This window comes from Phytohabitans sp. LJ34 (genome assembly GCF_052068095.1).
Taxonomy (GTDB): Bacteria; Actinomycetota; Actinomycetes; order Mycobacteriales; family Micromonosporaceae; genus Phytohabitans.
In genome coordinates this window covers 141,256-166,442 of the sequence record NZ_JBQHDG010000021.1, presented here as the reverse complement: position 1 = coordinate 166,442, position 25,187 = coordinate 141,256, and the positions used below count along the sequence as shown (strand labels likewise).

General features: G+C 72.2%; 21 protein-coding genes and 1 other RNA gene. 15 read left to right on the top strand and 7 right to left on the bottom strand.

Annotated features, from left to right (window positions below; genetic code table 11):
* Positions 1 to 19 precede the first annotated feature (19 nt).
* Positions 20 to 2,218, bottom strand: coding sequence for an ATP-binding protein (locus ACTMTJ_RS33240; protein ID WP_441222603.1), 2,199 nt, complete (start codon positions 2,216 to 2,218; stop codon positions 20 to 22).
* Positions 2,215 to 2,634, bottom strand: a complete 420-nt coding sequence (locus ACTMTJ_RS33235) for a hypothetical protein (protein WP_441222602.1) — start codon at positions 2,632 to 2,634, stop codon at positions 2,215 to 2,217. The genes ACTMTJ_RS33240 and ACTMTJ_RS33235 overlap by 4 nt, the downstream gene beginning before the upstream one ends.
* A 455-nt stretch (positions 2,635 to 3,089) precedes the next feature.
* Here ACTMTJ_RS33235 and ACTMTJ_RS33230 point away from each other — a divergent pair, with 455 nt between their 5' ends.
* From ACTMTJ_RS33230 to ACTMTJ_RS33220, 3 genes are all read left to right on the top strand, one after another.
* Positions 3,090 to 5,519 (top strand): ATP-binding protein, encoded by a 2,430-nt coding sequence (locus ACTMTJ_RS33230; RefSeq protein ID WP_441222601.1) that lies wholly within the window; start codon positions 3,090 to 3,092, stop codon positions 5,517 to 5,519.
* On the top strand, positions 5,519 to 6,415 hold the full coding sequence (locus ACTMTJ_RS33225) for an AfsR/SARP family transcriptional regulator (protein WP_441222600.1): 897 nt from the start codon (positions 5,519 to 5,521) through the stop codon (positions 6,413 to 6,415). Before ACTMTJ_RS33230 ends, ACTMTJ_RS33225 begins: the two co-directional genes overlap by 1 nt.
* 955 nt (positions 6,416 to 7,370) lie before the next feature.
* Positions 7,371 to 8,699 (top strand): glutamate-cysteine ligase family protein, encoded by a 1,329-nt coding sequence (locus ACTMTJ_RS33220; protein WP_441222599.1) that lies wholly within the window; start codon positions 7,371 to 7,373, stop codon positions 8,697 to 8,699.
* An 8-nt stretch (positions 8,700 to 8,707) separates the two neighbouring features.
* Here the strand turns inward: ACTMTJ_RS33220 and ACTMTJ_RS33215 are convergent, their stop codons facing one another.
* The gene (locus ACTMTJ_RS33215; RefSeq protein WP_441222598.1) at positions 8,708 to 8,959 is read right to left on the bottom strand and encodes a DUF3040 domain-containing protein; all 252 of its coding nucleotides are present in this window, start codon (positions 8,957 to 8,959) and stop codon (positions 8,708 to 8,710) included.
* A 288-nt stretch (positions 8,960 to 9,247) separates the two neighbouring features.
* On the opposite strand from ACTMTJ_RS33215, the gene ACTMTJ_RS33210 reads away from it, so the two are divergent.
* Both ACTMTJ_RS33210 and ACTMTJ_RS33205 read left to right on the top strand, forming a co-directional pair.
* On the top strand, positions 9,248 to 11,212 hold the full coding sequence (locus ACTMTJ_RS33210) for a DUF1800 domain-containing protein (protein ID WP_441222597.1): 1,965 nt from the start codon (positions 9,248 to 9,250) through the stop codon (positions 11,210 to 11,212).
* A gap of 2 nt (positions 11,213 to 11,214) precedes the next feature.
* The gene (locus tag ACTMTJ_RS33205) at positions 11,215 to 12,420 is read left to right on the top strand and encodes a DUF1501 domain-containing protein (RefSeq protein ID WP_441222596.1); all 1,206 of its coding nucleotides are present in this window, start codon (positions 11,215 to 11,217) and stop codon (positions 12,418 to 12,420) included.
* A gap of 111 nt (positions 12,421 to 12,531) precedes the next feature.
* On the opposite strand, the gene ACTMTJ_RS33200 is transcribed toward ACTMTJ_RS33205, so the two are convergent.
* On the bottom strand, positions 12,532 to 13,209 hold the full coding sequence (locus ACTMTJ_RS33200) for a bifunctional DNA primase/polymerase (RefSeq protein ID WP_441222595.1): 678 nt from the start codon (positions 13,207 to 13,209) through the stop codon (positions 12,532 to 12,534).
* A gap of 236 nt (positions 13,210 to 13,445) precedes the next feature.
* On the opposite strand from ACTMTJ_RS33200, the gene ACTMTJ_RS33195 reads away from it, so the two are divergent.
* From ACTMTJ_RS33195 to ACTMTJ_RS33175, 5 genes are all read left to right on the top strand, one after another.
* Positions 13,446 to 14,675 carry a helix-turn-helix domain-containing protein gene (locus tag ACTMTJ_RS33195; RefSeq protein ID WP_441222594.1) on the top strand — a complete coding sequence of 410 codons (1,230 nt, stop codon included), beginning with the start codon at positions 13,446 to 13,448 and terminating at the stop codon, positions 14,673 to 14,675.
* A 4-nt stretch (positions 14,676 to 14,679) separates the two neighbouring features.
* Positions 14,680 to 15,240 (top strand): flavoprotein, encoded by a 561-nt coding sequence (locus ACTMTJ_RS33190; protein WP_441222593.1) that lies wholly within the window; start codon positions 14,680 to 14,682, stop codon positions 15,238 to 15,240.
* A gap of 163 nt (positions 15,241 to 15,403) precedes the next feature.
* Positions 15,404 to 16,219 (top strand): Nif3-like dinuclear metal center hexameric protein, encoded by an 816-nt coding sequence (locus ACTMTJ_RS33185; protein WP_441222651.1) that lies wholly within the window; start codon positions 15,404 to 15,406, stop codon positions 16,217 to 16,219.
* Positions 16,216 to 16,956 (top strand): zinc ribbon domain-containing protein, encoded by a 741-nt coding sequence (locus tag ACTMTJ_RS33180; protein WP_441222592.1) that lies wholly within the window; start codon positions 16,216 to 16,218, stop codon positions 16,954 to 16,956. Before ACTMTJ_RS33185 ends, ACTMTJ_RS33180 begins: the two co-directional genes overlap by 4 nt.
* Positions 16,957 to 17,381: 425 nt before the next feature.
* Positions 17,382 to 18,503 carry a bifunctional RNase H/acid phosphatase gene (locus ACTMTJ_RS33175; protein ID WP_441222591.1) on the top strand — a complete coding sequence of 374 codons (1,122 nt, stop codon included), beginning with the start codon at positions 17,382 to 17,384 and terminating at the stop codon, positions 18,501 to 18,503.
* On the opposite strand, the gene ACTMTJ_RS33170 is transcribed toward ACTMTJ_RS33175, so the two are convergent.
* Positions 18,500 to 19,258 (bottom strand): sulfite exporter TauE/SafE family protein, encoded by a 759-nt coding sequence (locus ACTMTJ_RS33170; RefSeq protein ID WP_441222590.1) that lies wholly within the window; start codon positions 19,256 to 19,258, stop codon positions 18,500 to 18,502. The two genes, ACTMTJ_RS33175 and ACTMTJ_RS33170, sit on opposite strands and share 4 nt — an antisense overlap.
* Positions 19,259 to 19,294: 36 nt before the next feature.
* On the opposite strand from ACTMTJ_RS33170, the gene rnpB reads away from it, so the two are divergent.
* From rnpB to ACTMTJ_RS33145, 5 genes are all read left to right on the top strand, one after another.
* An RNA gene (gene rnpB / locus ACTMTJ_RS33165) (RNase P RNA component class A) lies at positions 19,295 to 19,704 on the top strand.
* Between the two features lie 283 nt (positions 19,705 to 19,987).
* Positions 19,988 to 20,191, top strand: a complete 204-nt coding sequence (locus ACTMTJ_RS33160) for a hypothetical protein (RefSeq protein ID WP_441222589.1) — start codon at positions 19,988 to 19,990, stop codon at positions 20,189 to 20,191.
* 66 nt (positions 20,192 to 20,257) lie between these two features.
* A complete protein-coding gene (locus tag ACTMTJ_RS33155; protein WP_441222588.1) occupies positions 20,258 to 20,911 on the top strand; it encodes a hypothetical protein in 654 nt (217 codons plus the stop codon).
* A gap of 37 nt (positions 20,912 to 20,948) precedes the next feature.
* A complete protein-coding gene (locus tag ACTMTJ_RS33150; RefSeq protein ID WP_441222587.1) occupies positions 20,949 to 22,364 on the top strand; it encodes an RNB domain-containing ribonuclease in 1,416 nt (471 codons plus the stop codon).
* Between the two features lie 26 nt (positions 22,365 to 22,390).
* The gene (locus ACTMTJ_RS33145) at positions 22,391 to 23,110 is read left to right on the top strand and encodes a helical backbone metal receptor (protein WP_441222650.1); all 720 of its coding nucleotides are present in this window, start codon (positions 22,391 to 22,393) and stop codon (positions 23,108 to 23,110) included.
* Positions 23,111 to 23,652: 542 nt separating this feature from the next.
* On the opposite strand, the gene panB is transcribed toward ACTMTJ_RS33145, so the two are convergent.
* Positions 23,653 to 24,483, bottom strand: a complete 831-nt coding sequence (gene panB / locus ACTMTJ_RS33140) for a 3-methyl-2-oxobutanoate hydroxymethyltransferase (RefSeq protein WP_441222586.1) — start codon at positions 24,481 to 24,483, stop codon at positions 23,653 to 23,655.
* Positions 24,484 to 24,593: 110 nt separating this feature from the next.
* The gene (locus ACTMTJ_RS33135) at positions 24,594 to 25,169 is read right to left on the bottom strand and encodes a Uma2 family endonuclease (RefSeq protein ID WP_441222585.1); all 576 of its coding nucleotides are present in this window, start codon (positions 25,167 to 25,169) and stop codon (positions 24,594 to 24,596) included.
* Between the last annotated feature and the right edge of the window lie 18 nt (positions 25,170 to 25,187).

The window sequence follows — 25,187 nt, the reverse complement described above, 5'->3', positions numbered from 1 at the left end:
GGTGCCGGTCGCCGCGTTTCTACACGGGTGGCTGGCGTCCGGGCGGCCGGTCGCCGCGCTCGACGGCGTCACTGTCGAGATTGGATGGAGCCGGGTCGGGTGCTGGAAGGGTAGCCAGCAGGCGGCGTACCTCAGCCGCCTCGACGTCCGCCAGCCGCTCGTAGATCAGTAGGGCACGGGCCAGGTCGGCACGCGCCCGCGGCAGGTCCGTCGCCGCCAGGGCCAGCTCTCCCCGCCGGTGCAGGGCATAGGCCTCGCCGCGCGGCGAGCCCAGCTCGCGCATCCGGTGCAGGGCGGCGGTGAGGCGCTTCTCCGCCTGCGGCCGGTCGCCGAGGCGGCCCAGCGCGTAGCCGAGCTCGATGTGCACCCGCGACTGGTTGTACGGGTCGACGTCGCCGAGGTCGGCGAAGACCGCGTCCGCCCGGCGCAGGTGGTCGGCCGCCGGCTCCGGCTGGGCGAGCGCGTTGTGCGCGGTGCCCAGGCGAAACAGCGCAAAGCCGATACACCGCAGGTCGCCCAGCTCGCGGCAGAGGCGCTCCTGCTCTCCGAAGTGGACAATCGCCTCGCCGTACCGGTCGTGGGCCGCCGCCACGATGCCGAGGCCGCCGATGGCCACGGCCACGCCTGGGCGGTCGCCCAACTCCGCGGAAAGGCGGCGGGCGCGCTCGAACAGCTCGCCCGCCTCGTCGAAGCGCCCGACGTCGAAGTGCGCGAATCCCCAGCGCCGCACCATGTCCGCCTCGCGCTTGCGGTCCTGGAGGCGCGTCGCACACTCGACGGCGATGCGGTCGACCACCATCCGGTCGTGGTGGTGGCGGCGCAGGTGAAACAACGGCCACATCGAGTCCGCGATCCGCCAGGCGAGCAGCGGCCGGTCGCGCGCGGCCTCCTGGACCGCGGCCACGAGGTTGTCCCGCTCCGCCTCCAACCAGTCGAGCGCCTCACCGCGGCCGGCGTGCGTGACGGCGTCCGGCCGCAGGTACCTGAACGGGGCGTCGAGGTCGCGCTCCCGGTACGGCGTCAGGATGTGGTCCGCCGCGAGGACACCGGCGAGGTGCCATTCGAGCGTCCGGAGCAGGAGCGCGGGCGCCTCCGGATCGGTGGCCGCGGCCTGCCGGGCGTGCAGCCGCACCAGGTCGTGCGGGCGAAAGCGCCCGTCCGCGCCCTCTTCCAGCAGGCTCGCCTCGACCAGCTCGTCGAGTGCCACCGCCGCGTCTTCCTCGCCGGCCTCCAGCGCCGCCGCGATGACCGGCACGCCGAACGTGGCACCGGGGTGCAAACCCACCGCCCGGTAGCAGCGTGCCGCCGGCGCGTCGAGCGCCCGGTAGCTGAGGTCGAAGGCGCCCTGCACGGATACCCCTTCGCGGCCGAGGGCGGCCAGCCGCCGATGTTCCTGTGCCAGCTCGCCGACGATCCGGCTCACCGGCCAGCGTGGACGGGTCGCCAGGCGCGCGCTGGCCATGGTGAGCGCGATCGGCAGCCCGGCGCAGAGCCGTACCAGCGACGACGTCGAAGCGGTGTCGCTCGTGACCCGCTCGCGCCCGATGGCGCGGGCCAGCAGCTCGGTGGCCGCCTCCTCGCCGAGCGGCTCCGCCGTCATGAAGGCGGCGCCGTCGCCGAGCAGGCCGCCCAGCCGCCACCGCGCGGTCACCAGCACCACACAGGACGGTGCGGCGGGCAGCAGGGGCCGGACCTGGGCCGCGGAGATCGCGTTGTCCAGCAACACGAGCAGCTGCCGGCCCGCCGCCAGCGAGCGGAAGAGCGCGCTCTGCTCCGCCAGGCCGGCCGGGACCCGCTCGGGTGCCAGGCCGAACGAACGCAGCAGGTGTGCGAGCAACGTGCTGGGGCTGCTCGGACCCGTCGGATCGAACGCGCCAAGGTTGGCGTGCAACTGCCCGTCGGGGAAGCGCGCGCTGGCCCGGTGTGCCCAGGCGAGCGCGAGGCTGGACTTGCCCACCCCGCCCGGCCCGCTGATCACGACGAGCGCGGGCCCGCCGCGGGGCCGCGCGACGATCGCGTCGATCTGGGCCAGCTCCCGCTCGCGACCGACGAAGTGCGCCGGTGCCGGTGGCAGCTGCCGGGGCGCGGGCGGCGCGGCGGGCGGCGCCCCGTGGACGTGTACGCCGCCGTGGATCACCCCCGCCTGCACCGCGTGTCCACCGACGTAGCCACCGATCGCGTTTTCGGTGTTGACGCCGCCCGGGTCAGGCCGGTTCATCGGCCGCCGCGGGAGTCCTCGGCGGAGCCGGCGCCGAACGTGATCCCGCCGCTCACGTCACGTGCCTGTACGACGTGTCCGCCCACCGAGCCGGACTGCTGGTTGACCACGCCGTCGTGCGCGGCCACCACCGCGGCATCGCGCACCGCCGACCACAGCCTGGCCAGGTCGGCGGCGAACGTCGGGTCGCGGTCGGCGGCGACGGAAAGTGCGGCCGCCAACCGCTCGACGAGCCGCTCGTCTCCGGGATGACTCTCGGCCGACTCCAGCGTCCCCGTCCCGCCGGGCTCGGCGGCCAACCGGGAGCGGACCCGCTGGACGAGCGCGCCGAACGCGGCGCGGCCCGCCTCCGAAAGCCCTTCCGCGGCCTTGGTGGCCAGCGCCGTCGCGACGGCGAGCATCATGGGATCGATCATGCGGCCCCCTCCCCAACCACCCAGAGTAGGGCACGCATCGCTGCCAGTAACATGCCAAAGTGGTGGTCCCACATCATCCGTAATTTTCACGGCGACCAATTTCAGTGGCATCGGGCGCCAATGAATTGAAATGAATGAGAAAGCCGATCATTTCAGTCTCGACCGATCTTCGAATCGAGCTGAACTGTATTCGCGTCCATCTCGTACGGTAGTTAACACACCACGATCAGTGAGGACCGGTGGTTGTTGTGGGGTGGACACCAGGGGCAGATGATGATCCCGACGACGCCATGCCCGCGGGCGAAAGGCGTCTGCACGTGCAAGACAGCGAACATGTTTATCAATCGAGTGGCAGTCAGTACATCTACAACACGTCGACGGCTCCCGCACCGGCCGCACCCTGCAACGATCTTCCGCGGGACACTCCGGCCTTCACCGGTCGCAAGCGCGAACTGATGGCCCTGGTGCACAACGTCACCCAGACCGCGGAGGCCAAGCGGATCATTCCCGTCTACGTCATCGACGGGATGCCCGGCGTCGGCAAGAGCGCATTCGCGGTACACGCCGCGCACATGTTGCAAGACCATTTTCCGGACGGCCAGTTCTATATCAATCTGCACGCGCATACGACCGGGCATCGGCCCATGCATCCGGCGGACGCGCTCTTCGAACTGCTGGCCGCCGGCGGCGTGCGCCCCGCCCACATTCCGGCGGCGCTGGACGCGCGCGCGGCGCTTTGGCGCAAGCGGTTGGCCCGCAGCCGCGCCCTGGTCGTCCTCGACAACGCGCACAGCCGCAAGCAGGTACTACCGCTGCTGCCCGGTGCCAGTCACTGCCTCGTGATGGTCACCAGCCGGCAGCGACTGACCGGACTGCTGGCACAGCAGGCGTCGATAAGCCTGGCGCTGGGCACGCTGCCGCCGGAGGACGCCGCGGCGCTCTTCGGCCGGATGGCCAACCGTCACTTCAAGCCCGCCGAGAAGGGTCTGGTCGACGACCTCACCCGGCTCTGCGGCTACCTGCCGCTCGCGATCTGCCTCCTGGCCTCACCCCTGGCCTCGGAGCCGCAGTGGCCGATAACGGAGCTCGTGCGCGACCTCGCACAGACCAAGCACCATCTCTCCCGGATGGGCGCCGAGGACGTGACGGTGGAGGCGGCGTTCGACCTGTCGTACCGCCAGCTGTCGGTCAACCTCCGGCGTTTCTTCCGCCGCCTCGGACTGCACCCGGGGCCCGATCTCGACCCGTACGCGGCCGCCGCGCTCAACGACACGACACCGGACCAGGCGCGGCAGAGCCTCGACGCGCTCTACCATCACCACCTCGTCGACCAGCCCGCGTTCGGCCGCTACCGGCTGCACGACCTGATCCGGCAGTACGCGGTCATGCGCGCCGAGAGCGACGCACCGGCCGACCTCGGCGCGGCGACGGCGCGGTTGCTCGACTACTACCGGCGGGCCGCGGAGTCGGCGTCCCGGCACCTGTCCCGCCGCGCCGGCCCGCCCGCCGGCGCGTCGAACGGGGCGGTCCGCCGCCTTCCACCGATCAACAGCCGGCACGCGGCGATGAGCTGGATGAGGGTGGAGCAGGCCAACCTCTTCGCCTGCTCGAGCACGGCACCGGCGCATCCCGCCGAAGCCGTGCTCCCGGCCCTCGCCACGGCGATGGCGCCGTACCTCGGCCTCGCCGGCCCCTGGGACCGCGCGATCTCGCTGCACCGCGCGGCGGCGGCCACGGCGGGTGCCGCCGGCAACCGGCGGGCACAGGCCGACGCGCTGCGCGAGCTCGGCACCCTGCATCGCCACACCGGCAGTTACGACGACGCCGAAACGACCCTCGGCCAAGCCTTGGCGCTGCACCGGAGCAGCGGGTACCAGCGCGGTGTCGCCGACGTGCTGACCCAGCTCGGCGGCGTCCGGCGGCATGCGGGCGACCCGGTACGCGCCACCGCGGCCCTGCGTTCGGCGCTCGCCATCTACCAGGATCTCGGCGTGCCGCAGGGGCGTGCCGAGGCCCTCAACGAGATCGGCCTCGTCTTCTGGGCGAGCGGCGAGTACGGGGAAGCGCTCGCGGCGCAGCGCGAGGCACTGGCGCTGTACGAGGAGCTCGGCGACCCGCACGGCACCGCCGACACGCTGCGCCAGATCGGCGGCATCCAGCAGCTGACGGTCGGCTACCCGCCCGCCGTCGACGCGCACCGGCGGTCCCTCGACATCTACCGCGATCTGGGCGACCGGCACGGCGAGGCGAAGGCACTCAACTACCTCGGCGCCGCGCACTGCCACATGGGCGAGTACGACGAGAGCCGCGACGCACTAGCCCAGGCGCTCACGATCCACGGCGAGCTCGGCTACCGCCCGGGCCAGGCCAACGCACTCAACTACCTCGGCATCGTGCTGTGCCAGACCGGCGCGTACCCGGGCGCGCGGCGGCTGATGATGCAGGCGCTGGCGATGTACCAGGGCATGCGCAACCGGGCCGGGCAGGCCGACGCGCTCAACCAGCTCGGTGTCCTCGACCGACTCACCGGTGACACCCAGAGCGCGGCCGACCGGCACGGGCGGGCACTTGTCATCTTCGAGGCGCTGTCCGACGCGCTCGGCCAGGCCGAGGCCCTGGTCAACCTCGGCGACCTGCTGCTGCTCCTCGACCAGGAGGGCGAGGCGGTCATCCGCTACCGCCGGGCGCTGGAGCTGGCCGAGCGGGCGCGACTGCCCCACCCCGAGGCCAACGCGCTTCTCGGCGCCGGGCGATGCGCGGCCCGCGCCGGCGCGCCGGCGGAGGCGGCCGGCCTGTTCCGCCAGGCACAGGCGGTCTTCCAACGGATAGGCGTGCCAGGCGGCGCCAAGACAGCGGCCGACCTCCTCAGCGATTGCCCGCGCTGATGGAGATCAGACTGCTCGGCGACGTCGAGGTGGAGATCGACGGCGCGACCTTCGCGCCGGGGCGGGCGGCGGAGCGCTGCGTCCTGGCGACGCTGGCGTTGAACCCCGGGCGCCCGGTGTCGGTCGACACGTTCGTCGAGCACATCTGGGGCGCTCGCCCACCGGCGAAGGCCGAGGAGACGGTCGCCACCTACGTCCGCGCCGTGCGGCGGACGATCGCCCGCGGCGGCGGTGACCGCCTGTCGCTGGCCAACCGGCGGCTGGGCGGATACCAGCTGGACGTCGACCCGCGGGTGGTCGACTACCGGAGGTTCGTCGACCTGCGCGCCTCCGCCCGCGTCCGCCACCGCGAAGGCGACCACCAGCGCGCGGCGGAGACGCTGGAGCGCGCCCTCGCCCTGTGGCGCGGCGAGGCACTGGCCGACGTCACCGGCCTCTGGGCGGACGCGCACCGGGTGCGGATGAGGCGGCAACGGCTCGACGCGACCTACGACCTCCTCGACCTTCACCTGCGCGCCGGCCGGGCGACCGCGATGGCGACCCGCGCGACCGAGCTGGCCCTCGACGACCCCACCGACAAGACGCTGGCGCTGGCGATCCGGGGCCTGGCGGCGAGCGGGCAGCGGGCGCTCATCCCAGCCTTCATGGCACGCACGGCCGACCGCTTGCGAGATGTCGCGAAGACCCGCCCCGGCCCGGATGTCGTCGCCCTCGCCCGCCAGCTGACGAACGAACCCGACCGCGACAGGCGCCCGCCGGACCCGCCGGCCCGCCGCGCCTCCGCCGGCGGCTCCGTGACGATGACCGCCACCAACTGCGTAAACGTCTACCAGGCCACCGGAGACCAATACATAGCCGAGCTTCGGGAAAGCGCGCCGGCCACCGCCCAGAAGTAACGCAGCGTGTCGCTCCACGCGACCCGAGGTCGTCCACGGATCTTTGAAGTCAGAGGCTGAGGGGCAGACACGCTATCGCTTGTTCGGTTTCCTTGATCGGCGCAGAGGGCGACCACGCCCAAACGGATCGTGGACGTTTACTGCCCCTCCAGGAGCAAGAACTCACCACGATCACTAACCTGACCTGCCTCCGCCGCCTCGATCAAGGAAGCCGGCCGAGTCGTCGCAGCCACGTTTCGCTTGCCTTCCAGACCGCCGAGGGCGGTGGGTGGATCCCGGATCAGGGTGATGACCTTCGTGATGGTCCTCAGCGCAGGATTTCCCGGGCCGTGTCAGCGGCGGACCGCTGCTCCCGCCGGAGACCGCACGGGTCGGCGGCGAGCTGGCGCTCGCCGAGATCCCCGACCCGCACTGCCAGGCCCGCGACACAAGATCGACCAACGGCGGATGGGTGAGGCCGCGGGAGACGCACCCCAAGAAAACGCTCCGCCGCGCTCCACGTTTCCCCGGGGACCGCGCAGCGGTCTGGACCACGACGGGCGTCGCGGTAGCTCACATATCTATGTGAAATAAGGGGTTGGAGGTCGGGGAAACTCGCGTTGGTTCTGGTCCGCCCATTGTGGACAGACGCGCCCCAGCGGGGTAAGTTCCCCGGCTGGCACCGGTGCCCCGTGGGAGGCGCGTCGCGTCACAGGGCGCCGGGGCCGGGAAGGGGCGAGGTGAAGTTTCTTCGTGACTGGTGGACGGCGGTGACGCTCGCGGTGTTGGCCGCCGTGCCCATCGCGCTGTGGATCTTGGAGTATCTCCACCCGGAGAGCTACGGCGCATAGGTGGTGACGGCGCGGCCCGGCTCTGAGATTGGAGCCGGGCCGCGTCGCGTACAGGCCCTTGCCCTTTGGTGCCTCTGTGTGGTCGTGTGGCTACGGGTGGTTATCGCGCGGCTGGGTGGGAGGCGATGGTGGACGGATTGGCGGTCTTCGCACCAGCGGCCGACGAGCGGATCGGGATCGAGGTCGAGCTCGGCCTGGTCGACGAGCGAAGTGGTCGGAGCGCGCCCTACGACGGCCCGTGCGGGTCGCGGGCGCTGCTGGAGCGGGCGGTCCGCGAGCTCGGCGCCAAGCCCGTCCTCGAAGGGGGCGCGCTCGTCGGCGTGGAGCTGGCGTACGGTGCACAGCTGTCGCTGGAGCTGGGTGGCGCGGTGGAGTACTCGTCGGCGCCGTTCCAGTCGCTCGGTGCCCTCGTCGCGACCGCGCGGCGCGATCTGCGGGTGATCGCCGGTCTTGCCGCGCGGGGTGGTCTCGCCCTGCTGCCGGGCGGGCTGGTGCCGTTCACGCCGCGGGAGCGGATCCCGTGGGCGCCGAAGCCGCGGATCGGCATCATGCGCCGCTACTTCCGAGGGTTGGGGCCCGCCGCGGCGTTCGCGGAGAACGTCATGGGGTTGACCCTCTCCACACAGACCACAGTGGACTACCTGTCGCCGGAGGACTTCCGGGAGAAGCTGGCGCTGCTGGTGAAGGCGGCGCCGATCGCGGCGGCGCTGTTCGTCAACTCGCCGATCGAGGAGGGGCGGCCGACCGGTGTGCTCTCCCGCCGCATGCAGATGTGGGGCTACGTGGATCCGAGCCGGTGCGGCGTCCTGGAGTTCGCGGTGCGGCCCGACGTCTCGGCCGCCGACGTGGTCGAGTGGGGGAGCGCGTTGCCGATGATCTACCGGCGGGTGGGCGCGGGCTACGTGCCCGGGCCGGCCCGGCCGTTCCGTGAGCTTGTCGAGCATGGCTTCGGCGACGGCACGGCGCCGGACCTGGACGACTGGCGGGCCCACCTCTCCCAGGTGTGGCCGCAGGTGCGGGCCCGGCACACGCTCGAGATGCGGGCGTTCGACGGGCTGCCGTGGGAGGCGTTCGCGGCGGCGCCGGCGTTCTGCGTCGGGTTGGCCTACCACGCGCCGGCGCGGCGGTCGGCGCTCGCGTTGCTCGACGGCATCACCGCCGCGGACCTGGCGCAGGCGTCGGAGGACGTGGCGGTCAAAGGGCTCGACGCGATGGTGGGCGACCGGTCCGTGGGCGCGACCGCGGAGGCTCTGCTGGGCCTCGCCCGCCAGGGGTTACGGGCGCGGGTCAACGCGGGCTGGGAGCGGCCGGGCACGGAGCACCTGCTCGATCCGCTCGACGATGTGGTGCGCAGCGGGGTCACCTTCGCCGAGCGGGCCGTGTCGGAGTGGACCGGGCCGCAACGTGAGCGGCCAGCCGCCCTGGTGGCGGCAGGCCGCGTGCCCATCGGGTAGGAACGTGGCTACCAGCGCCTTGCCTTCAGGACGATGATGCCGGCCAGTACGAGCACCGCGGCGGAGACCATGCCGGCCACCCAGCCGCCGATGAACGCGAGAGCCGGCACAGTAGCCCAGAGCAGGGCGCTGACGGCGAAGAGCACGCGACCGTGGCGGGATCCCGTGCGGTCGCCCATGCGGGCGACGAAGTCAGGGTCTGTGGTACGAAGGTGCTGCGCCATCGCATCGAGCCGGCGCCGCTCGTCGCTGCTGAGCATGACGGCGCACTTACCCACCGCATGGGGCCTTCAAGCGTCCGGCGGGTGCCACTCTTAGCGGGTCCTTAAATCTGGTTGAGGCCGTCATCCGCGACGGGATAAACGGCCGTGTTGCTCCGCAGATCGGTTTGCGCTGCTCCGCGCCGGGAATCCCGGGGCCGCGAGATCCCGAAGCGATGCAGCGCGGGCTTAAGCGGGCGCCCGGATGGGGGTCGTCACCTTGAGTCAGCCCAGAAGGTTAACTACCGTCCCGTATCACTGAGTATTGGTGAGAATTGGGACTGGTGCATGGTCGATCGGAGTGTGCCTCGCCACGCGCAGCACGCCGAGCCGGCGGTGCAGCAAAAGCCGCACTCGCATCACTACCGGCCCTACGTGCCGCCGCCGCCACGGCACCGCGCCTCGGAGCAACCGACCCGCTCGCCGGCCGAGCCGCAGCCGGCCGCGGTGCCCGTCACGGCACCCAAAAAGCGGCGCGCGCGGATGGGCCGGCGTAAGGCGATCCTCGGCATCAGTGGGCTGGCCGCACTCACCGGCGGCACCGCGTTCGCCGCGACGCCGGGCGGGCAGGAGGTCGTCGACTGGGCGCTGGGCCGGTCCGACTACGACCCGGCGGCCGACGAGGCCAGCGACGGCAACCCGGCGCGCCCCGGCGGGCAACAGCCGAGCACCGTGCGCACGTACACCGAGCAGAACGAGTCGTACATGGCCTCCAAGGCCGGCGACGCGCTGCGCGGCAACATCCCGGCCGGTGGCCGGCGCTTCTCCAGCCCCGCGATCGCCGCGCAGGCGACGAAGGTGACGGTGCCGACCGCGCTGGCCAACGATCCGGTGCGCCACCTGGTCAGCCGGCTCACCTTCGGTCCCACGCAGAAGGTGATGGCGGAGGTCGCGCGGGTCGGCATCGACGAGTGGATCAGCCAGCAGCTCGACCCGGAGCGGATCCCGGCCACGCCCGCGGAGGCGAAGCTTGGCGACCTGACCACGCTGGGCATGAGCGTCGCCGATCTGCGCGCCGCGCGGAAGGACCACGAGGCCAAGGGCATCCGGGCCGACGACGAGATGGTGCAGGCCACGATCGCCCGGCAGATCTGGTCCGACCGCCAGGTCTTCGAGGTGATGGTCGACTTCTGGAACGACTTCCTGCACGTGCCCGCGTTCCACGAGGGTTCGCCGGTGCTGCGGTCGTCGTTCGACCGTGACGTGATCCGGCGGTACGCGCTGGACAACTACCCGGACATGCTGGTCGCCGCCAACCGCCACCCGGCCCTGCTGACCTACCTCAACCAGTCGGAGTCCACAAAGGACGAGGTGACCGACAACCTGGCCCGGGAAAACCTGGAGCGGTACTCGGTCGGCGTCGACGGCGGCTACACCGAGCGCGACGTGCGGCAGGCCGCGCTGCTCCAGACCGGCCGCGCGGTCAAGGACGACCGGTACGTGTACCGCGCCGACAAGCACTACGTCGGCGCCGTGAAGGTCATGGGGTTCAGCCACCCGAACACCACGGCCGCGGGCGGCGAGCAGGCCGGCGAGGAGTACTTCCGGTACCTGGCCAACCACCCCTCGACGGCGCGCCGGATCGCGACGCGGCTGGCCACCCGCTTCGTCTCGGACACCCCGCCGCCGGCGCTGGTGGAGCGGCTGGCCCGCAGCTACACGGTCAACCGCGGTGCGGTAAAGCCGGTGCTGCTGGAGCTGCTCAGCTCCTCGGAGTTCTGGGCGGCGGTCGGGCAGAAGGTGCGCCGGCCGCTGGAGTACGTGGTGGCGACGTACCGCACGCTCGGCGTGTCACCGGAGACGCCGGCCAGCTACCGGGCCGGTGGGCCCGACCGCACGCCGTTCGCCGAAGGGATGCGGCAGCTCCAGGGGCGCCTCCAGGAGCTGGGCCACTACCCGGCCGGCGCGCCCGGCCCGACCGGCTACCCGGACGTCTTCGTCGCGTGGTCGTCGGCGAGCACGATGGTCGCGTTCTGGAACGAGGCCGCCGACGCCGTCGCGGGCAGCCGCCCGATGTTCACGTACCAGCGGCCGGAGCAGCTCGTCGGCGCCAACCCGCCGAAGACGGCGTTGCCCTATGTCGCCGCCCTCGCCCAGCGGCTCGTGCACCAGCCGCTGCCCCCGGAAGCCCTGCGGACGATCACCGGCGTGGCCGGCCTCGCGCCCGGCGCGGCGGTCGACGCGACGCTCAACGGCGCGGCGGTGGCCGTGGCCCGGGTGATCCTCGCTTCTCCCCAACACCTGCTGAGGTAGCCATGAAAAGCCACGAACTCAGCAGGCGCGGGTTCCTCACCGGTGCCGCGGCGACCGTCACGGCGGTCGCCACCAGCCAGGCGCTGCCCGGACGCGCGGCGTACGCGGCCTCGGCCAAGGGCACGCTCGTACACGTCTTCCTGCACGGCGGCCTCGACGGGCTCGCCGTCGTCGCGCCGACCGACGAGTCCGTGCTCGAAGACGCCCGCCCCAACCTGCTGATGACCGAGCGCACCGCGCTGGCGGTCGATCGCTCGTTCCGGCTCAACAGCGCGTTCCGGCCGCTGGAGGGTGCCCTGAAGGACGGGCTGCTCGGCTTCGTCCCGGCCGTCTCCGACCCGCGCCTGTCCCGCAGCCACTTCCAGGCGGTCGACATGTGCGACCTCGGTGGCCTGCCCCGCGAGGCGGGCGGGCGGGGCTGGCTCGACCGCCTCGTCGACCAGCTCGGCCCGGGCACCGCCTTCCGCGGCGTCGGTGTCGGAGCCACGCTCCCGCGTTCGCTGGTGGGCACCAACGGCGCGCTGTCGCTGAGCACAGTGGACGGTCTGGCGCTCAACGGCGACGGGCGCTTCAAGGATCCGACGCTCGCCGCGATCGGCGCGCTCTACAAGGACATCAACCACCCCGTCCAGGACGCCGTCGCCGCCACGCTCGGCGCGGTGCGCGCCGTGCCCGGCATGGCCTACCGGCCGGCCGACGGCGTCGAGTACGACGGGATCGGGCTCGCGTTCCGCCAGGTCGCCCACCTGATCAAGGGCGGCGCCAACGTGCGCGTCGCCGCCATCGCGGACGGCGGCTGGGACACCCACGAGGACCAGGGCACCCAGGACGGCGGATACCTGCACGGGCGGCTGACCGACCTGGCCCGGGGGATGGCCGCGTTCTTCGCCGACCTCGGCCCGGCGGCCGCCGACGTGACCGTGCTGGTGTCGAGCGAGTTCGGCCGGCGGGTGGCGGAGAGCGGCACCGGCAGCGACCACGGCCACGGCGGCGTCGTGATGCTGCTGTCCGGCCGCAAGCTGAGCGGCTCGCTGATCGGCCGGTGGGACGGTCTGGGCACGCTGGACAGCGGCGACGTGCCGGAGTTCAACAACCTCTTCGACGTGTACGGGTCGGTGGTGCAGGGCCAGTTCGGCCTGACCGACGCGCAGGTGGCGAAGATCTTCCCGCAGCGCCGCTACGCGCCGATGAAACTGTTCAACGCATAGGCCATCTGGCGGATCTATGGCCGCCGCGAAACCGGCAAAGATGCCGGTATGCCGTCACCCATCCGGGGCTCGACCACCACGATGGGCGCCGTTACCTTGGCTGCTATGCCGCTATGCCGCGCGGCGCAACGTGGACGTCTGCCGGGGCAGCTGCGCCCCGCGCGACGCCGCGCCCACCGCGTCGACCAGCATCCCCTGCACGGCGTAGGAGTCGGGCAGGCGCCAGCGGGTCTCCTCCGGCGACACCGACCAGCGCACCAGCCCCTCGGGCAGCCGGGTCGGCGGCGCCGGGATCCACGAGCCGGCACCGTGCCGCACCACGTCGAGGCTGTCGTCCAGCTCGGGCCGCAGCGGATCACCCGGGCGCACCAGAAACATCCAGCGCCCGGTCGGCGTCACCGCCACCGGCCCGCGCACCTGGCCACGGCCGGGCCCGAGCACGCTCGCGTGCAGCCGGGCCGCGCCGAGCACCCGGAGGCCGAGATGGGCGGGCACCTCCAGCACGTCAAACGCTCGTCCGGTCGGCAGCAGCACCGCGTGTGGCGCCCGCCGCCACCAGTCCGCGACCTTCGCGGTGTCGCAGGTCGCGGCCTCCTCCCAGCGCTCCAGCGCCGGGTGGCAGCCGACGGTCGGGCAGCCGGGGCGGGCACAGTCAAACCTGTCTCCCGCGAGGTACGCGCCGGGTGTAACGTCCCAGCCGTGCTCCGCGTAGCGCAGAGCCGAGTGGCGCAGCCGGGAGCGGTCGAGCACCACAGATCGTATGAATGGCGGTCGAGGACTCCACCGCATGGTCAGAAAACCTCCCACGTCAGCGGTCTGGCGTCATATCAGGCGCCGGGCACCGTCACCAAGCACGACACGCGGTCGTTGCCTTTGACAGAGAGCTGCTTGCAACTTGCATCAGAAACTACGAGCGAGGGCCGAAGTGCCAGCGCACAGAGTGTGCGATCGGCCCCGAATGAGTGACGAAACGGACCGCACCGCCCAACCGGCCCGGTCGCCGGCGAGGCAGGGGGAGGTACGACGTGGATGAGCTGCCCATCGGGCGCCGCGTCGCGTACTGGCGCGGGCGCCGCAAGATGTCGCAGCAGGTCTTCGCCGACCGGCTGGGCAAGTCGAAGAGCTGGGTGGACAAGGTCGAACGGGGCGTCCGCCGCCTCGACAAGTTCTCCGTCGTCTACGAGATAGCAGACGTGCTCCAGGTCGACGTACAACTCCTGCTGGGCAAGGAGCCGGAGCGCCGGATCGACAGCGTCAACTGCATCGACCAGGTCGAGGTGGAGGAGATCCGCGCCGCCCTGGAGCGCTACGACCAGATCAGCGCGTTCTTCTTCGCCCCCACGCAGGCACTGCCGCTGCCGGAGATGCGCAAGGCGGTCAGCCACGCCTGGCTGACCTACCAGCACGCGAAGTACGGCGTACTGGCCCGCGCGCTGCCCAAGCTGCTGCGCGACGGGCAGGCCGCCGACACGGCGTACGCGGACGGTGAGCAGTCCAACGAGGCCGCGCACCTGCTCGGCCAGATCTACCAGATCGCCTCGTCCACCCTGCGCAAGCTGGGCGAGCACGAGCTGTGCTGGCTCGCCGCGGACCGCTCGATCGCCGTGTCACAGCGGGCCGGCGACCAGCTGCTGGCCGGCATCGCCAGCTACCGGGTCGGCAGCGCGCTGCTCGCGCTCGGCCGGGCCCGCCCGGCGCTGGAGGTCAACGTCAACATCGCCAACCGGCTCGCGCCCGGCGACGAAAACGAGGCCACGCCCGAGCGGCTCTCGGTGTACGGCATGCTGCTGCTCAACGGCGCGATGGCGGCCGCCCGGATCGGCGACAGCGCGACCGTCCGGGATCTCTTCGCCGCCGCCGAGGAAGCCGCCCTCGAGCTGGGCAGCGACCAAAACCACCTGTGGACCTCGTTCGGGCCCACCAACGTCCAGCTGCACCGCGCCGCCGCAGCGGTCGAGCTGGGCGAGGGGCGCGTCGCGGTCGACACCCACGAGCAGATCGACGGAGACGCGTTCGCCGCCCTGCTGCCGGAGCGGCGCGCGCACCACTTCATCGACATCGCCCGGGGGTACACCCAGATCGGCGACGTCGAGCGGGCCAGCGAGATGCTGCTGGAGGGCGACCGCCTCGCCCCCTCGGAGATCCGCTGCCGGCCGATCGCACACGAGGTGCTCTCGGACGTGCTGCGCCGCACCAAGGGGGCACCGCCGACCCCGGTGGCGGAGCTCGCCGAGCACATGGGGGTGGGAGTATGAGCGGGTGAGCGACCGGGGCGTGCTCTACGTCATCTCGTGCGGGTCGCCGGTCGCCCGCGACGTGGGCCGGCTAGTGACGGAGGCCCAGCGCGAGGGCTGGGACGTGTGTGTGGTCGTCACGCCGGATGGCCGCAAGTTCGTCGACGTGCCCGCGCTCGCCCTCCAGACCGGCCACCCGGTCCGCACGCTCTACAAAAACCCCGGCGACCCCGACGTGCTGCCGGCCCCGGACGCGATCATCGTCGCGCCGGCCACCGTCAACACGGTCAACAAATGGGCCTGTGGCATCGCCGACACGCTCGCCCTCGGGCTCGTCGTCGAGGGGCAGGGCAAGGGGCTGCCGATCGTCGTCATGCCGTACACCAACGTGGCGATGGGTTCGCACCCCGCCTTCCGGGAAAGCCTGGCGCGGCTGCGCGGGTGGGGGATCACCGTGCTGTTCGGCGACGATTTCTTCCCGCTGCACCCGCCCGGCACGGGCGAGCAGCACCGCGACACGTTTCCGTGGAGCCGCGCGCTCGAAGCCCTGCACTCGCGGGTCGAGGCAGGGCCTAGCCGAAGCTGACGCCCACCCGCGCGCCGCCGAGCGCCGAGTCGTTGCCGGCGGTCGCGGTGGAGGTTCTCCGTCATGGGGACACGTTGCGCCACCGTGTGTGAGAGGACCGTGAGAAGGGCGTCCTCGCGCTGGTAGCCTCGCCGCCGTGACAACTGAACCCACCGTGGCGGACCTGGTGGCCACCCTCGACGCGCGATTTCCGCCGTCGTGGGCGGAGTCGTGGGACCGGGTGGGCCTGGTGCTCGGCGAGCCGGAGGCGCCGGTGCGGCGGGTGCTGTGCGCCGTCGACTGCGTGCCGGAGACGGTGGCGCAGGCGCGGGAGGTGGGCGCCGACCTGATCGTGGCGCATCACCCGCTGCTGCTGCGCGGGGTGTCGTCGGTGGCGCCGACGACGTACAAAGGACGGATCGTCCACCAGCTCATCAAGGCAGACATCGCCCTCTTCGTCGCGCACACCAACGCCGACGTCGCCAACCCGGGCGTCTCCGACGCGCTCGCCGCCCGGCTCGGCCTGACCGACCTGCGCCCGCTGAAGCCGGCCTCGTCCGGCGACGGCCCGGACGGCGACGGTCGCGGCACCGGCCGGATCGGGCGCCTTCCGGCGCCCATGACCCTCGCCGAGCTCACCCACCACGCGGCCCGCACCCTTCCCCAAACAGCTTGGGGGGTACGGGCGGCCGGCCGGCCCGATCGGGTGATCTCGACTGTGGCGGTGTGCGGCGGTGCGGGTGACCCGTTCCTCGCCGACGCGACCGCCGCGGGCGTCGACGCGTACCTCACCGCCGACCTGCGCCACCACCCGGTCAGCGAGCACATCGCGAGCGGTGGCCCGGCGCTGCTCGACGCCGCGCACTGGGCGACCGAGCGCCCGTGGCTGGACGACCTGGCCGCGCACCTGCGCGACGCCTGCGGTGTGGAGACGGTCGTCTCCGATCTCGACACCGACCCGTGGACCGTGCACGACTCGTTGAAGGAGCCCCGCTCGTGAAGGCAGACCCGGAAGCACAGCGACGCCTGCTCGACCTCCAGGCGATCGACACCGCGCTGGCCCAGCTGGCCCACAAGCGCCGTACGCTGCCGGAGCACGCCGAGCTGGAGACCCTCGCGCGGCAGCTGTCCGCGCTGGAGGACGAGCGCGTGCGGGCCCAGGTCGCCGTCGACGACTTCGACCGGGACATCGCGCGCATCGAGCGCGACGTCGACCAGGTGCGTTCACGCAAAGACAAGGACCAGGCGCGGCTGGACACCGGGCGCGGGCCGGCGCGCGAGCTGGAGGCGCTCCAGCACGAGCTCGTCTCGCTCACCCGCCGGCAGAGCGAGCTTGAAGACGCCGAGCTGGAGCTGATGGAGCAGCGGGAGACCGCACAGGCGACGCTCGACGAGCTGCTCGCCCAGCAGGAGGCCGGCCGGGAGGCGCGCGAGGCGGCCGAGGCGCGGCGCGACCAGGCGCTGGCCGAGATCGTCAAGGACGAGGAGTTTCGCACCACCGCGCGGCAGCCCCTCGTCGCCGACCTGCCGGCTGACCTCATCGCCCTCTACGACAAGATCCGGGAGTCGTCCGGCGGCCTCGGCGCCGCGCTCTTGAAGGGCGGCCGCTGCGGCGGGTGCCGGCTGGAGCTTGCCGGCAGCGAGCGCGCCCGGATAAAGGCCGCGCCGCCCGACGAGGTGGTGCGCTGCGAGGAGTGCCGCCGCATCATGGTCCGCACCGCGGAGTCGGGCCTGTGAATCGCACCCCAAGAAAACGCTCCGCTTCGCTCCACGTTTCCCCGGGGGCCCCGCGCGAGCGAGTTGGCGCGGCGGCGTCTGGACGGAGCCGTCCCGCCGACGTAGTCGGGGTTTCGGGGTGGCGGAGGAAGACGTCGCCTTCGGTGCCGCACGAGCGAGCGAACCAGGAGGCACTGTGAGCGAGCGAGTTGGCGCGGCGGCGTCTGGACGGAGCCGGCCCGCCGACGTAGTCGGGGTTTCGGGGTGGCGGAGGAAGACGTCGCCTTCGGTGCCGCACGAGCGAGCGAACCAGGAGGCACTGTGAGCGAGCGAGTTGGCGCGGCGGCGTCTGGACGGAGCCGGCCCGCCGACGTAGTCGGGGTTTCGGGGTGGCGGAGGAAGACGTCGCCTTCGGTGCCGCACGAGCGAGCGAACCAGGAGGCACTGTGAGGGTCGTCGTCGAGGCCGACGGCGGCGCGCGGGGCAATCCCGGGCCGGCCGGCTACGGCGCGGTCGTCCGCGAGGCCAACTCGGGCGAGGTCCTCGCCGAGCGGTCCGACACGCTCGGCGTGGCGACCAACAACGTCGCCGAGTACTCCGGGCTCCTCGCCGGCTTGCGCGCCGCGGCCGAGCTCGGCGCGTCCGAGGTCGAGGTGCGGATGGACTCCAAGCTCGTCGTGGAGCAGATGTCCGGCCGCTGGCAGATCAAAAACCCGGGCCTGCGCCCGCTCGCCGCCCAGGCGGCCACGCTCGTGCGCCGGTTCGAGCTCGTCACGTTCGTGTGGGTGCCGCGCGAGCGTAACAAGCACGCCGACGCGCTCGCCAACAAGGCGATGGACGAGGCGGCCGGGATCACGCGTGACGCCCCGGGCGGCGGTGCGGCGAAGGGAAAAGAGCAACCCGCCGCCGGTAGCGTCCGCCCGTCGTGGGAGCCGCCCGCCGCGACGCCCACACGCCTGCTCCTCGTCCGCCACGGCGCGACCGCGCTCACCGCGCAGCGCCGCTACTCCGGCCGCGGCGACGTGCCGCTCTCCGACGCCGGGCTGGCCCAGGCCCGCGCGACCGGCGCGCGCGTGAAGGCGCTCGCGCCCTCGGTCGCCGCCGTCGTCAGCTCGCCGCTGGTGCGGTGCACGCGCACGGCGGAGATCATCGCCGAGACGCTCGGCCGCGGCGTACCGGTCGAGGTCGAGCCCGACCTCGTCGAGTGCGACTTCGGCGCGTGGGAGGGTAAGACCTTCACGGAGGTCCGTGCACAGTGGCCGGACGAGATGGACGCCTGGCTGGGGTCCACTGAGGAGGCACCGCCGGGCGGCGAGTCGTTCCGCGCCGTGGCCACGCGCGTGCGCCGCGTCGTGGCGACCCTCCACAAGGGCTACCCGGAGAGCACGGTCGTCGTCGTCTCGCACGTGTCGCCGCTGAAGATCCTGCTGCGCGACGCGCTCGCCGCCGGCGACGCCTTCCTCCACCGGCTCTACCTCGACCCGGCCGGCCTGTCCATCGTGGACATGTGGGGGGACGGCGGTGTGGCGGTGCGGATGGTCAACGAGACCGCGCACCTCGCCGGCTAACTGAACGCACGTACGAGTAGCGCCAGTCCCACCACGGTGCCGGCGGTCACGACGACCCCCTTCAGCACGGCGCCCGGCATTCGGCGGGCGAGCCGCGCGCCGGCGTACCCGCCCAGCAGAGTCGCCGGCGCGATGACCGCGACGCCCACCCAGTCGACGGGGCCGAAGACCGCGTACGCGACGACCGTGGCGGCGCCGATGACCGCGGAGAGCAGGTTCTTGAGCGCGTTGATCCGGGCGAGCCGCTCGTCGAGGAGCAACGCCAGCCCGGCGACGAGCATCACGCCGAGCGCGGCGCCGAAGTAGCCGCCGTACACCCCGCCGACCGCCACGAGCCCGTACAGCGCGATCGCGTGGCGGCGCGGAGCCATGCTCTTCGGGTGGCCGACCAGCCGCCGTAGCCGGTCCTGGAAGGCGAGCACGGCCGCGGCCGCGAGGACGAGGAACGGCACCACGACCTCGAACGCGCGCTGCGGCGTGGCGAGCAGCAGCACACACCCGGCGAAGCCGCCCAGCACGGCGAGCGGCACGAGCGCGCGCAGGCGTTCGCGCGGTAGGTCGGCGCGGCTGCCCACCACGCTTCCGACGTAGCCGGGACTGACCGCGACGGAGTTCGTCACGTTCGCCGGCACGGGCGCGAGCCCCGCCGCGATGAGCGCGGGAAACGTGATGAGCGAGCCGCCGCCCGCGATCGCGTTCACCGTGCCCGCGCCCAAACCGGCGGCGGCGAGCAGCGCCATTCCTGGAAGATCCATCGCCGCCGAGGCTAGTACGATTGAGGACGCGACGGACGAGTCGGCCGGGCGGTCGCGTCAGCTTCGTGCTCCTAGGAGCGCGTGGTTGCCGAGGAACGTCCGGACTCCACAGGGCAGGGTGGTTGTTAACGGCAACCCGGGGTGACCCGCGGGACAGTGCCACAGAAAACAGACCGCCGCGCTTCGGCGCGGTAAGGGTGAAACGGTGGGGTAAGAGCCCACCAGCGCTCCGGGTGACCGGAGCGGCTCGGTAAACCCCACCCGGAGCAAGGCCAAGAAGAGTCGCCACCGCGAGGCGGCGGCTCGCGCAGGCGTTTGAGGGCGGCCCGTCCGATGCCTGCGGGTAGGCCGCTGGAGCCTGCCGGCAACGGTAGGCCGAGATGGATGGCCGCCACCGGCGGCACATGCCGCCGGGACAGAATCCGGCGTACAGGCCGACTCGTCCGTCGCACCTCTTCCACTCGCGTGGAGGGCCACAGTGGAGGCTGACGTACGCCACGCGGGTGTCATGGCGCAAGAATTTTTTTTGGGACGCGGTCACGGGCGCGGCCGTGTGCGGGTCCTTGCGCTTACGCGGATAAATCCCTTATCGAATAAGGCTTTCTCTTCGAATCGCGTCACGCGGCGAGCCGCCTACCGTTGTCTACCGGGCTGGTCTATTGTGGAGACGCGTCCGATTTTTCTGCGGAAAAGGTGGCGCTTGTTCGGTTTGCGGTGCACAGTGATCTCATGACTAACGGCGGAAGTGGCGCACGGTACTACTGGTGTGTGCGCCACCACCGCGTCGAGGACGACTCCAACTCGTGCCCGGCCAAGTACACGCTCGGTCCGTACGGATCCGCACAGGAAGCGGAGCGTGCGCTCGAGCAGGTGCGTGAGCGCAATGACAAGTGGGATGAGGAAGACGCCCACTGGTCCGGGGAGGACAAGTAATCGACACGGTTCCGCACGCGCGGCCGTCGGCTTAGCGCGGGACACATTCGCAAGGAGGAGACAGAGATGGCCGTAGCGAAGAAGGCCACCAGCACCCCGGCCGCGAAACGCGCGGCTGCCAAGAACAGCACGGCGAAGCCTGAGGCACAGCCGGCGGTGGACGAGGTCAAGGCAGCGGTGCCGGCGACCACGGCCGCACGGAAGACCGTCACGAGCAAGGCGACGGCGAAGAAGGCCCCCGCCAAGAAGACCACCACCGCGGCGAAGAAGGCTTCGGCGACGAAGTCGACGACCGCTCGTAAGACGGCCACCGCCAAGAAGACGACGACCGCCAAGAAAACCGCGGCCAAGAAGACCGCGCCGGCGACGAGAACAGCGGCAAAGAAGGCCCCCGCGAAGAAGGCCACCGCGACCAAGAGCACCACCGCGCGTAAGGCGGCCGCGAAGAAGACCACCACGGCTGCCAAGAAGACGACCACGGCCAAGAAGACCGCGGCCGCCAAGTCGACGACGGCGCGGAAGACCGCCGCCGCGAAGACCACCACCGCGCGCAAGACCGCCGCGAAGAAGACGACGACCAAGGCCACTCCGGCCAAGAAGGCGGTCGCCAAGAAGACGGCGGCGAAGAGCACCGCGGCCAAGCGCACCACCACGGCGGCCAAGAAGGCGCCGGCGCGCAAGGCCACCGCCCGCAAGACGACCACTCGCACCACCCGCTAGTACAACGGGGTGCGGCGCGCTGAGTAAGAATGACCGCGTGGTTATTCGACGCGTTGTCGCACCCCGCATCGACTTCGGCGAGCTGCGCCGCGAGCTGGAACTCCCTGAGGCGTTCCCGCCCGCGGCGCAGCGCGAAGCGGACGAGGCGGCTTTCCGCACCGCACTTCCGGCCGCCGACCGCACAGACATCCCGTTCGTCACGATCGACCCGCCCACCTCGCGCGACCTCGACCAGGCCATGTGGATCGGGCGCCGCGACGGCGGCTACCGGGTGCACTACGCGATCGCCGACGTGGCCGCGTACGTACGCCCCGGCGGCGAACTCGAGGCAGAGACCTGGCGCCGCGGCCAGACCGTCTACCTTCCCGACAGCAAGGTGCCGCTGCATCCCGTCGCGTTGAGCGAGGGCGCGGTGAGCCTTCTGCCCGATCAGGAGCGGGCCGCGGTCGTGTGGACGATCGACCTCGACTCCTCGGGCGAAACCCAGTCGGTACACCTCGAACGCGCACGGGTACGCAGCCGCGCGAAGCTCGACTACGCCGGTGTACAGGCGGACGCCGACGCGGGGCGGCTGCCCGAGCCGATCGCGGCGCTGCCCCAGCTCGGCACCCTGCTCGTCGAGCGCGGCTTCGCGCGCGGCGCGATCAGCCTGCCGCTGCCCGAGCAGGACATCGAACCGGACGGCACCGGGTGGCGGCTCGTGCTCCGCGCCCCGTACCCGGTCGAGGAGTTCAACGCGCAGATCTCGTTGCTGACCGGCATGGCCGCCGCGCGCGTCATGCTCGACGGCGGCATCGGCCTGCTGCGCACCATGCCCGCACCCCGCGAGCAGGCGATCGCCAAGCTCCGCGCGGCGGCCGCGCCGCTCGGCGTGGAGTGGCCCGACGGCGCGCCGGTCGGACGCGTGGTGGCCGGCGTCGACCCGGCACAGCCGCGCGCCGCGGCGTTCCTCGACCACGCGGCCGAGCTGATGCGCGGCGCCGGCTACACGGCGTTCGACGGCAAGGTGCCGGACGACCCGGGCCACGGCGCGGTGGCGGCGCCGTACGCGCACGTGACCGCGCCACTGCGGCGGCTGGCCGACCGGTACGTCACCGAGGTGTGCCTGGCCCTCTTCGCCGGCATGCCGGTGCCCGACTGGGCCGGCGCCGCACTGCCCAAGCTGCCCGAGGTGATGGCCGACACCGACCGCGTCGCTTCGGCCGCCGAGCGCGCGGCGGTCGACCTCACCGAGGCGATGCTGCTCGCCGGCCGCGTGGGCGAGGAGTTCGACGCGGCGGTGCTCGACCTCGACGACCGCCCCAAGCGCGTGCCCGGCGGGATGATCGCGCTCGACGAGCCGCCGGTACGCGCCCGCTGCGAAGGCGCCCTCCCGCTCGGCGAACGCATCCGCGCCCGCCTCGTCACCGCCGACCCGGGGCAGCGGCGCGTCCTCTTCACCTTCTCGGGGTGAACGACGACCTCGGCGCGGCGGTACCCGTGGAGCGCCCGCCGCGCCGCGTCGTCTCGCTGGTGCCGTCGCTGACCGAGGCGATCGCGCTGAGCACCCCCGACCTGCTCGCCGGCGCCACCGACTACTGCACCCACCCGCCGGGCCTCGACGTGCCGCGGGTGGGCGGCTCCAAGTACCCGTCGGTGGACCGCGTCCTGGCGCTGGCACCCGATCTGGTCGTGGCGAACGCGGAGGAGAACCGCCGCGAAGACGTCGAGGCGCTGCGGGCCGCGGGCGTGGCGGTGTGGGTGACCTACCCGCGCACGCTGGACGAGGCGCTGGCTTCGCTCGCGCGGCTGCTCGCCGCTCTCGGCGCGCCCGATCCGCCGTGGCTGGGCGAGACGCGGGCCGCGTGGGCACGGCCCGCCCCCGCACCCCCGAGGCGCGCCGTGGTGCCCGTCTGGCGCCGCCCGTGGGTGGTGCTGGGCCGCGACACCTTCGCCGGCGACGTGCTGCGCCGCCTGGGCGTGCACAACCTCTACGACGACGCGCCCGACCGCTATCCCCGCCCGCCGCTGGCCGAGATCCTCGCCCGCGACCCGGAGGTCGTCGTGCTCCCCGACGAGCCGTACGCCTTCACGACCGACGACGGCCCGGAAGCGTTCCCCGGGGTGCCGTGCGTGCTCGTCTCCGGCCGCCACCTGACGTGGTACGGCCCGTCCCTCGTCGAGGCGCGGGCCGTCCTGGAGTCCCAGCTGCGCGTCTAGAGATCTTTCAGGGTTACGGTCATTTTCAAGATTTGAGCTACCGCGACGTCCGTCGTGGTCCAGGCCGTTGCTCCCGCGGCCTCACCCGTCCGCCGTTGGTCGCGCTCACCCCTTGCTGCCGGCCTGTGCGTGCGGGGTTCGACAGCGATCCCCGGGCCGGTGGCCCGGGGGTGGGTGAGGTGCTCCGGGGGCCTTTGCTCTGCTTCCCTATAGGAGGCGGTCGACGGGTCGATCGCCGCTGGGTGTGGGTGCCCACTATGGGGAAGCAGAGCAAAGGGGATGCGCGCGCACACCCGTCCTGGCCGGGCCCGCGCGGCCGGGCAAGGCCGCCTTGGGGTGAGCGGGACCAACTGCGGACGGGTGAGGCCGCGGGAAATGCACCCCAAGAAAACGCTCCGCTGCGCTCCACGTTTCCCCGGGGACTCCGCGCAGCGGTCTGGACCACCGCGGACGTCGCGGTAGCCCAAATCTCGGTTTTGAATTGAGGGTTTTGGCCGTGGTCGTAGCCGACTAGAGCGACGTCGTCGGGAAACCTGGAAGCTCTAGTGGAAGGCGTGCTCCGGGCCGGGGAACTCGCCGCCGCGCACCTCGTCGGCGAAGCGCTTGGTGGCGTCGGTCAGCGCGCCGGCCAGGTCGGCGTAGCGCTTGACGAAGCGGGGGGCCTTGCCGGTGCGGAGGCCGGCCATGTCCTGCCAGACGAGCACCTGGGCGTCGGTGTCCGGGCCGGCGCCGATGCCCACCGTCGGGATGGGGAGGTCGTGGGTGATGCGCTTGGCGACCTCGCTGGTCACCATCTCCAGCACCACCGCGAACGCGCCCGCCTCCGCCACCGCGTGGGCGTCGGCCACCACGTCTTCTGCGGCGTCGCCGCGGCCCTGCACGCGGTAGCCGCCGATGGCGTGCTCGCTCTGCGGGGTGAAGCCCACGTGCGCCATCACGGGGATGCCGGCGTTGGTGATCGCGGCGATCTGCTCGGCCACGCGGCGGCCGCCCTCCAGCTTGACCGCGTGGGCGCCGCCCTCCTTCATGAACCGGACGGCGGTGCGCAGCGCCTGCGTCGGGCCCTCCTCGTACGAGCCGAAGGGCAGGTCGGCCACGACCAGCGTGCGCTTTGTGGCGCGCACCACGGCGCGTACGAGCGGGAGCAGGTCGTCGACCGTGACCGGGACGGTGGTCTCGTAGCCGAACACGTTGTTGGCCGCGGAGTCGCCGACGAGGAGCACCGGGATGCCGGCCTCGTCGAAGATGGCCGCCGTGTACTGGTCGTACGAGGTGAGCATCGGCCACCGCTCGCCGCGCTGCTTTGCCGCGATCAGGTCGCGCGTACGCACACGCCGGGTGGCTGGGCCGCCGTACAGGGTCGGCTCGGACATCGTCGTCTCCTCTCGCCTCGAGGCCGCGCACGCGGTCCCCGGGTCACTGGAGCAAGCCTCCCACCGCCCCTACCGGACACGTCAGGTGTTAGTGGAAGATTTCACACGCGTTACGCGAGGGCGGGCGGCGCTCCGGCGAGGAGGTCGTCGAGCAGGACAGCGGCGTGGCTGACGTAGGCCGGCTCGCCGCGCTCGCCCTGACCCAGCCGGTACTGGTGCACGGTGGTCTCGTTGTCGCCGCGCTCGATCCGCCAGTATTCCTGGACCCCGGCCCGGGCGTACTCACCTGGCTTGGTCTCGCGGTCAACGCGCTCGGATCCGGGCGAAACAACCTCGATCACCACGGCGACATCGGCGGGGTCGGCCCAAACCGTGCGCCCGTCTCTGCGCCGCCGCAGGATGATCAAGTCTGGAACGCGGCCAGAGTTCCGCTCCGTGATCCGGACGCCGGGTGAGGACAGCACCTGGTGTGTGCCATATCCGTTGGCAACAAACCAAACCGTCAGGCGAGTGATGGTCTCCGCGTGGTCGAAATCCGCCGGAGGCACGACGATGAGGCTACCGTCAACGAGCTCGTAACGGTGTCCATACTCATCGGCGGCCGCCAATTCCGCCACATCGTCAAGGGTGAGTGGGCGTGGCGGCAACTCAACCCGCAACCGCCGGCCGGGGTGCACTGCGGTCATGGCTCAACCTCCCTCGAT

What these genes read in the sequence shown, in the direction of transcription:
- ACTMTJ_RS33170 (WP_441222590.1), bottom strand. Translation starts at nt 19,258, where the DNA reads ATGGATCTTCCAGGAATGGCGCTGCTCGCCGCCGCCGGTTTGGGCGCG.
- ACTMTJ_RS33155 (WP_441222588.1), top strand. Translation starts at nt 20,258, where the DNA reads ATGGCCGTAGCGAAGAAGGCCACCAGCACCCCGGCCGCGAAACGCGCG.
- ACTMTJ_RS33215 (WP_441222598.1), bottom strand. Translation starts at nt 8,959, where the DNA reads ATGCTCAGCAGCGACGAGCGGCGCCGGCTCGATGCGATGGCGCAGCAC.
- ACTMTJ_RS33225 (WP_441222600.1), top strand. Translation starts at nt 5,519, where the DNA reads ATGGAGATCAGACTGCTCGGCGACGTCGAGGTGGAGATCGACGGCGCG.
- ACTMTJ_RS33240 (WP_441222603.1), bottom strand. Translation starts at nt 2,218, where the DNA reads ATGAACCGGCCTGACCCGGGCGGCGTCAACACCGAAAACGCGATCGGT.
- ACTMTJ_RS33135 (WP_441222585.1), bottom strand. Translation starts at nt 25,169, where the DNA reads ATGACCGCAGTGCACCCCGGCCGGCGGTTGCGGGTTGAGTTGCCGCCA.
- ACTMTJ_RS33160 (WP_441222589.1), top strand. Translation starts at nt 19,988, where the DNA reads ATGACTAACGGCGGAAGTGGCGCACGGTACTACTGGTGTGTGCGCCAC.
- ACTMTJ_RS33230 (WP_441222601.1), top strand. Translation starts at nt 3,090, where the DNA reads ATGGCCCTGGTGCACAACGTCACCCAGACCGCGGAGGCCAAGCGGATC.
- ACTMTJ_RS33205 (WP_441222596.1), top strand. Translation starts at nt 11,215, where the DNA reads ATGAAAAGCCACGAACTCAGCAGGCGCGGGTTCCTCACCGGTGCCGCG.
- panB (WP_441222586.1), bottom strand. Translation starts at nt 24,483, where the DNA reads ATGTCCGAGCCGACCCTGTACGGCGGCCCAGCCACCCGGCGTGTGCGT.
- ACTMTJ_RS33200 (WP_441222595.1), bottom strand. Translation starts at nt 13,209, where the DNA reads ATGCGGTGGAGTCCTCGACCGCCATTCATACGATCTGTGGTGCTCGAC.
- ACTMTJ_RS33220 (WP_441222599.1), top strand. Translation starts at nt 7,371, where the DNA reads ATGGTGGACGGATTGGCGGTCTTCGCACCAGCGGCCGACGAGCGGATC.
- ACTMTJ_RS33235 (WP_441222602.1), bottom strand. Translation starts at nt 2,634, where the DNA reads ATGATCGATCCCATGATGCTCGCCGTCGCGACGGCGCTGGCCACCAAG.
- ACTMTJ_RS33210 (WP_441222597.1), top strand. Translation starts at nt 9,248, where the DNA reads ATGGTCGATCGGAGTGTGCCTCGCCACGCGCAGCACGCCGAGCCGGCG.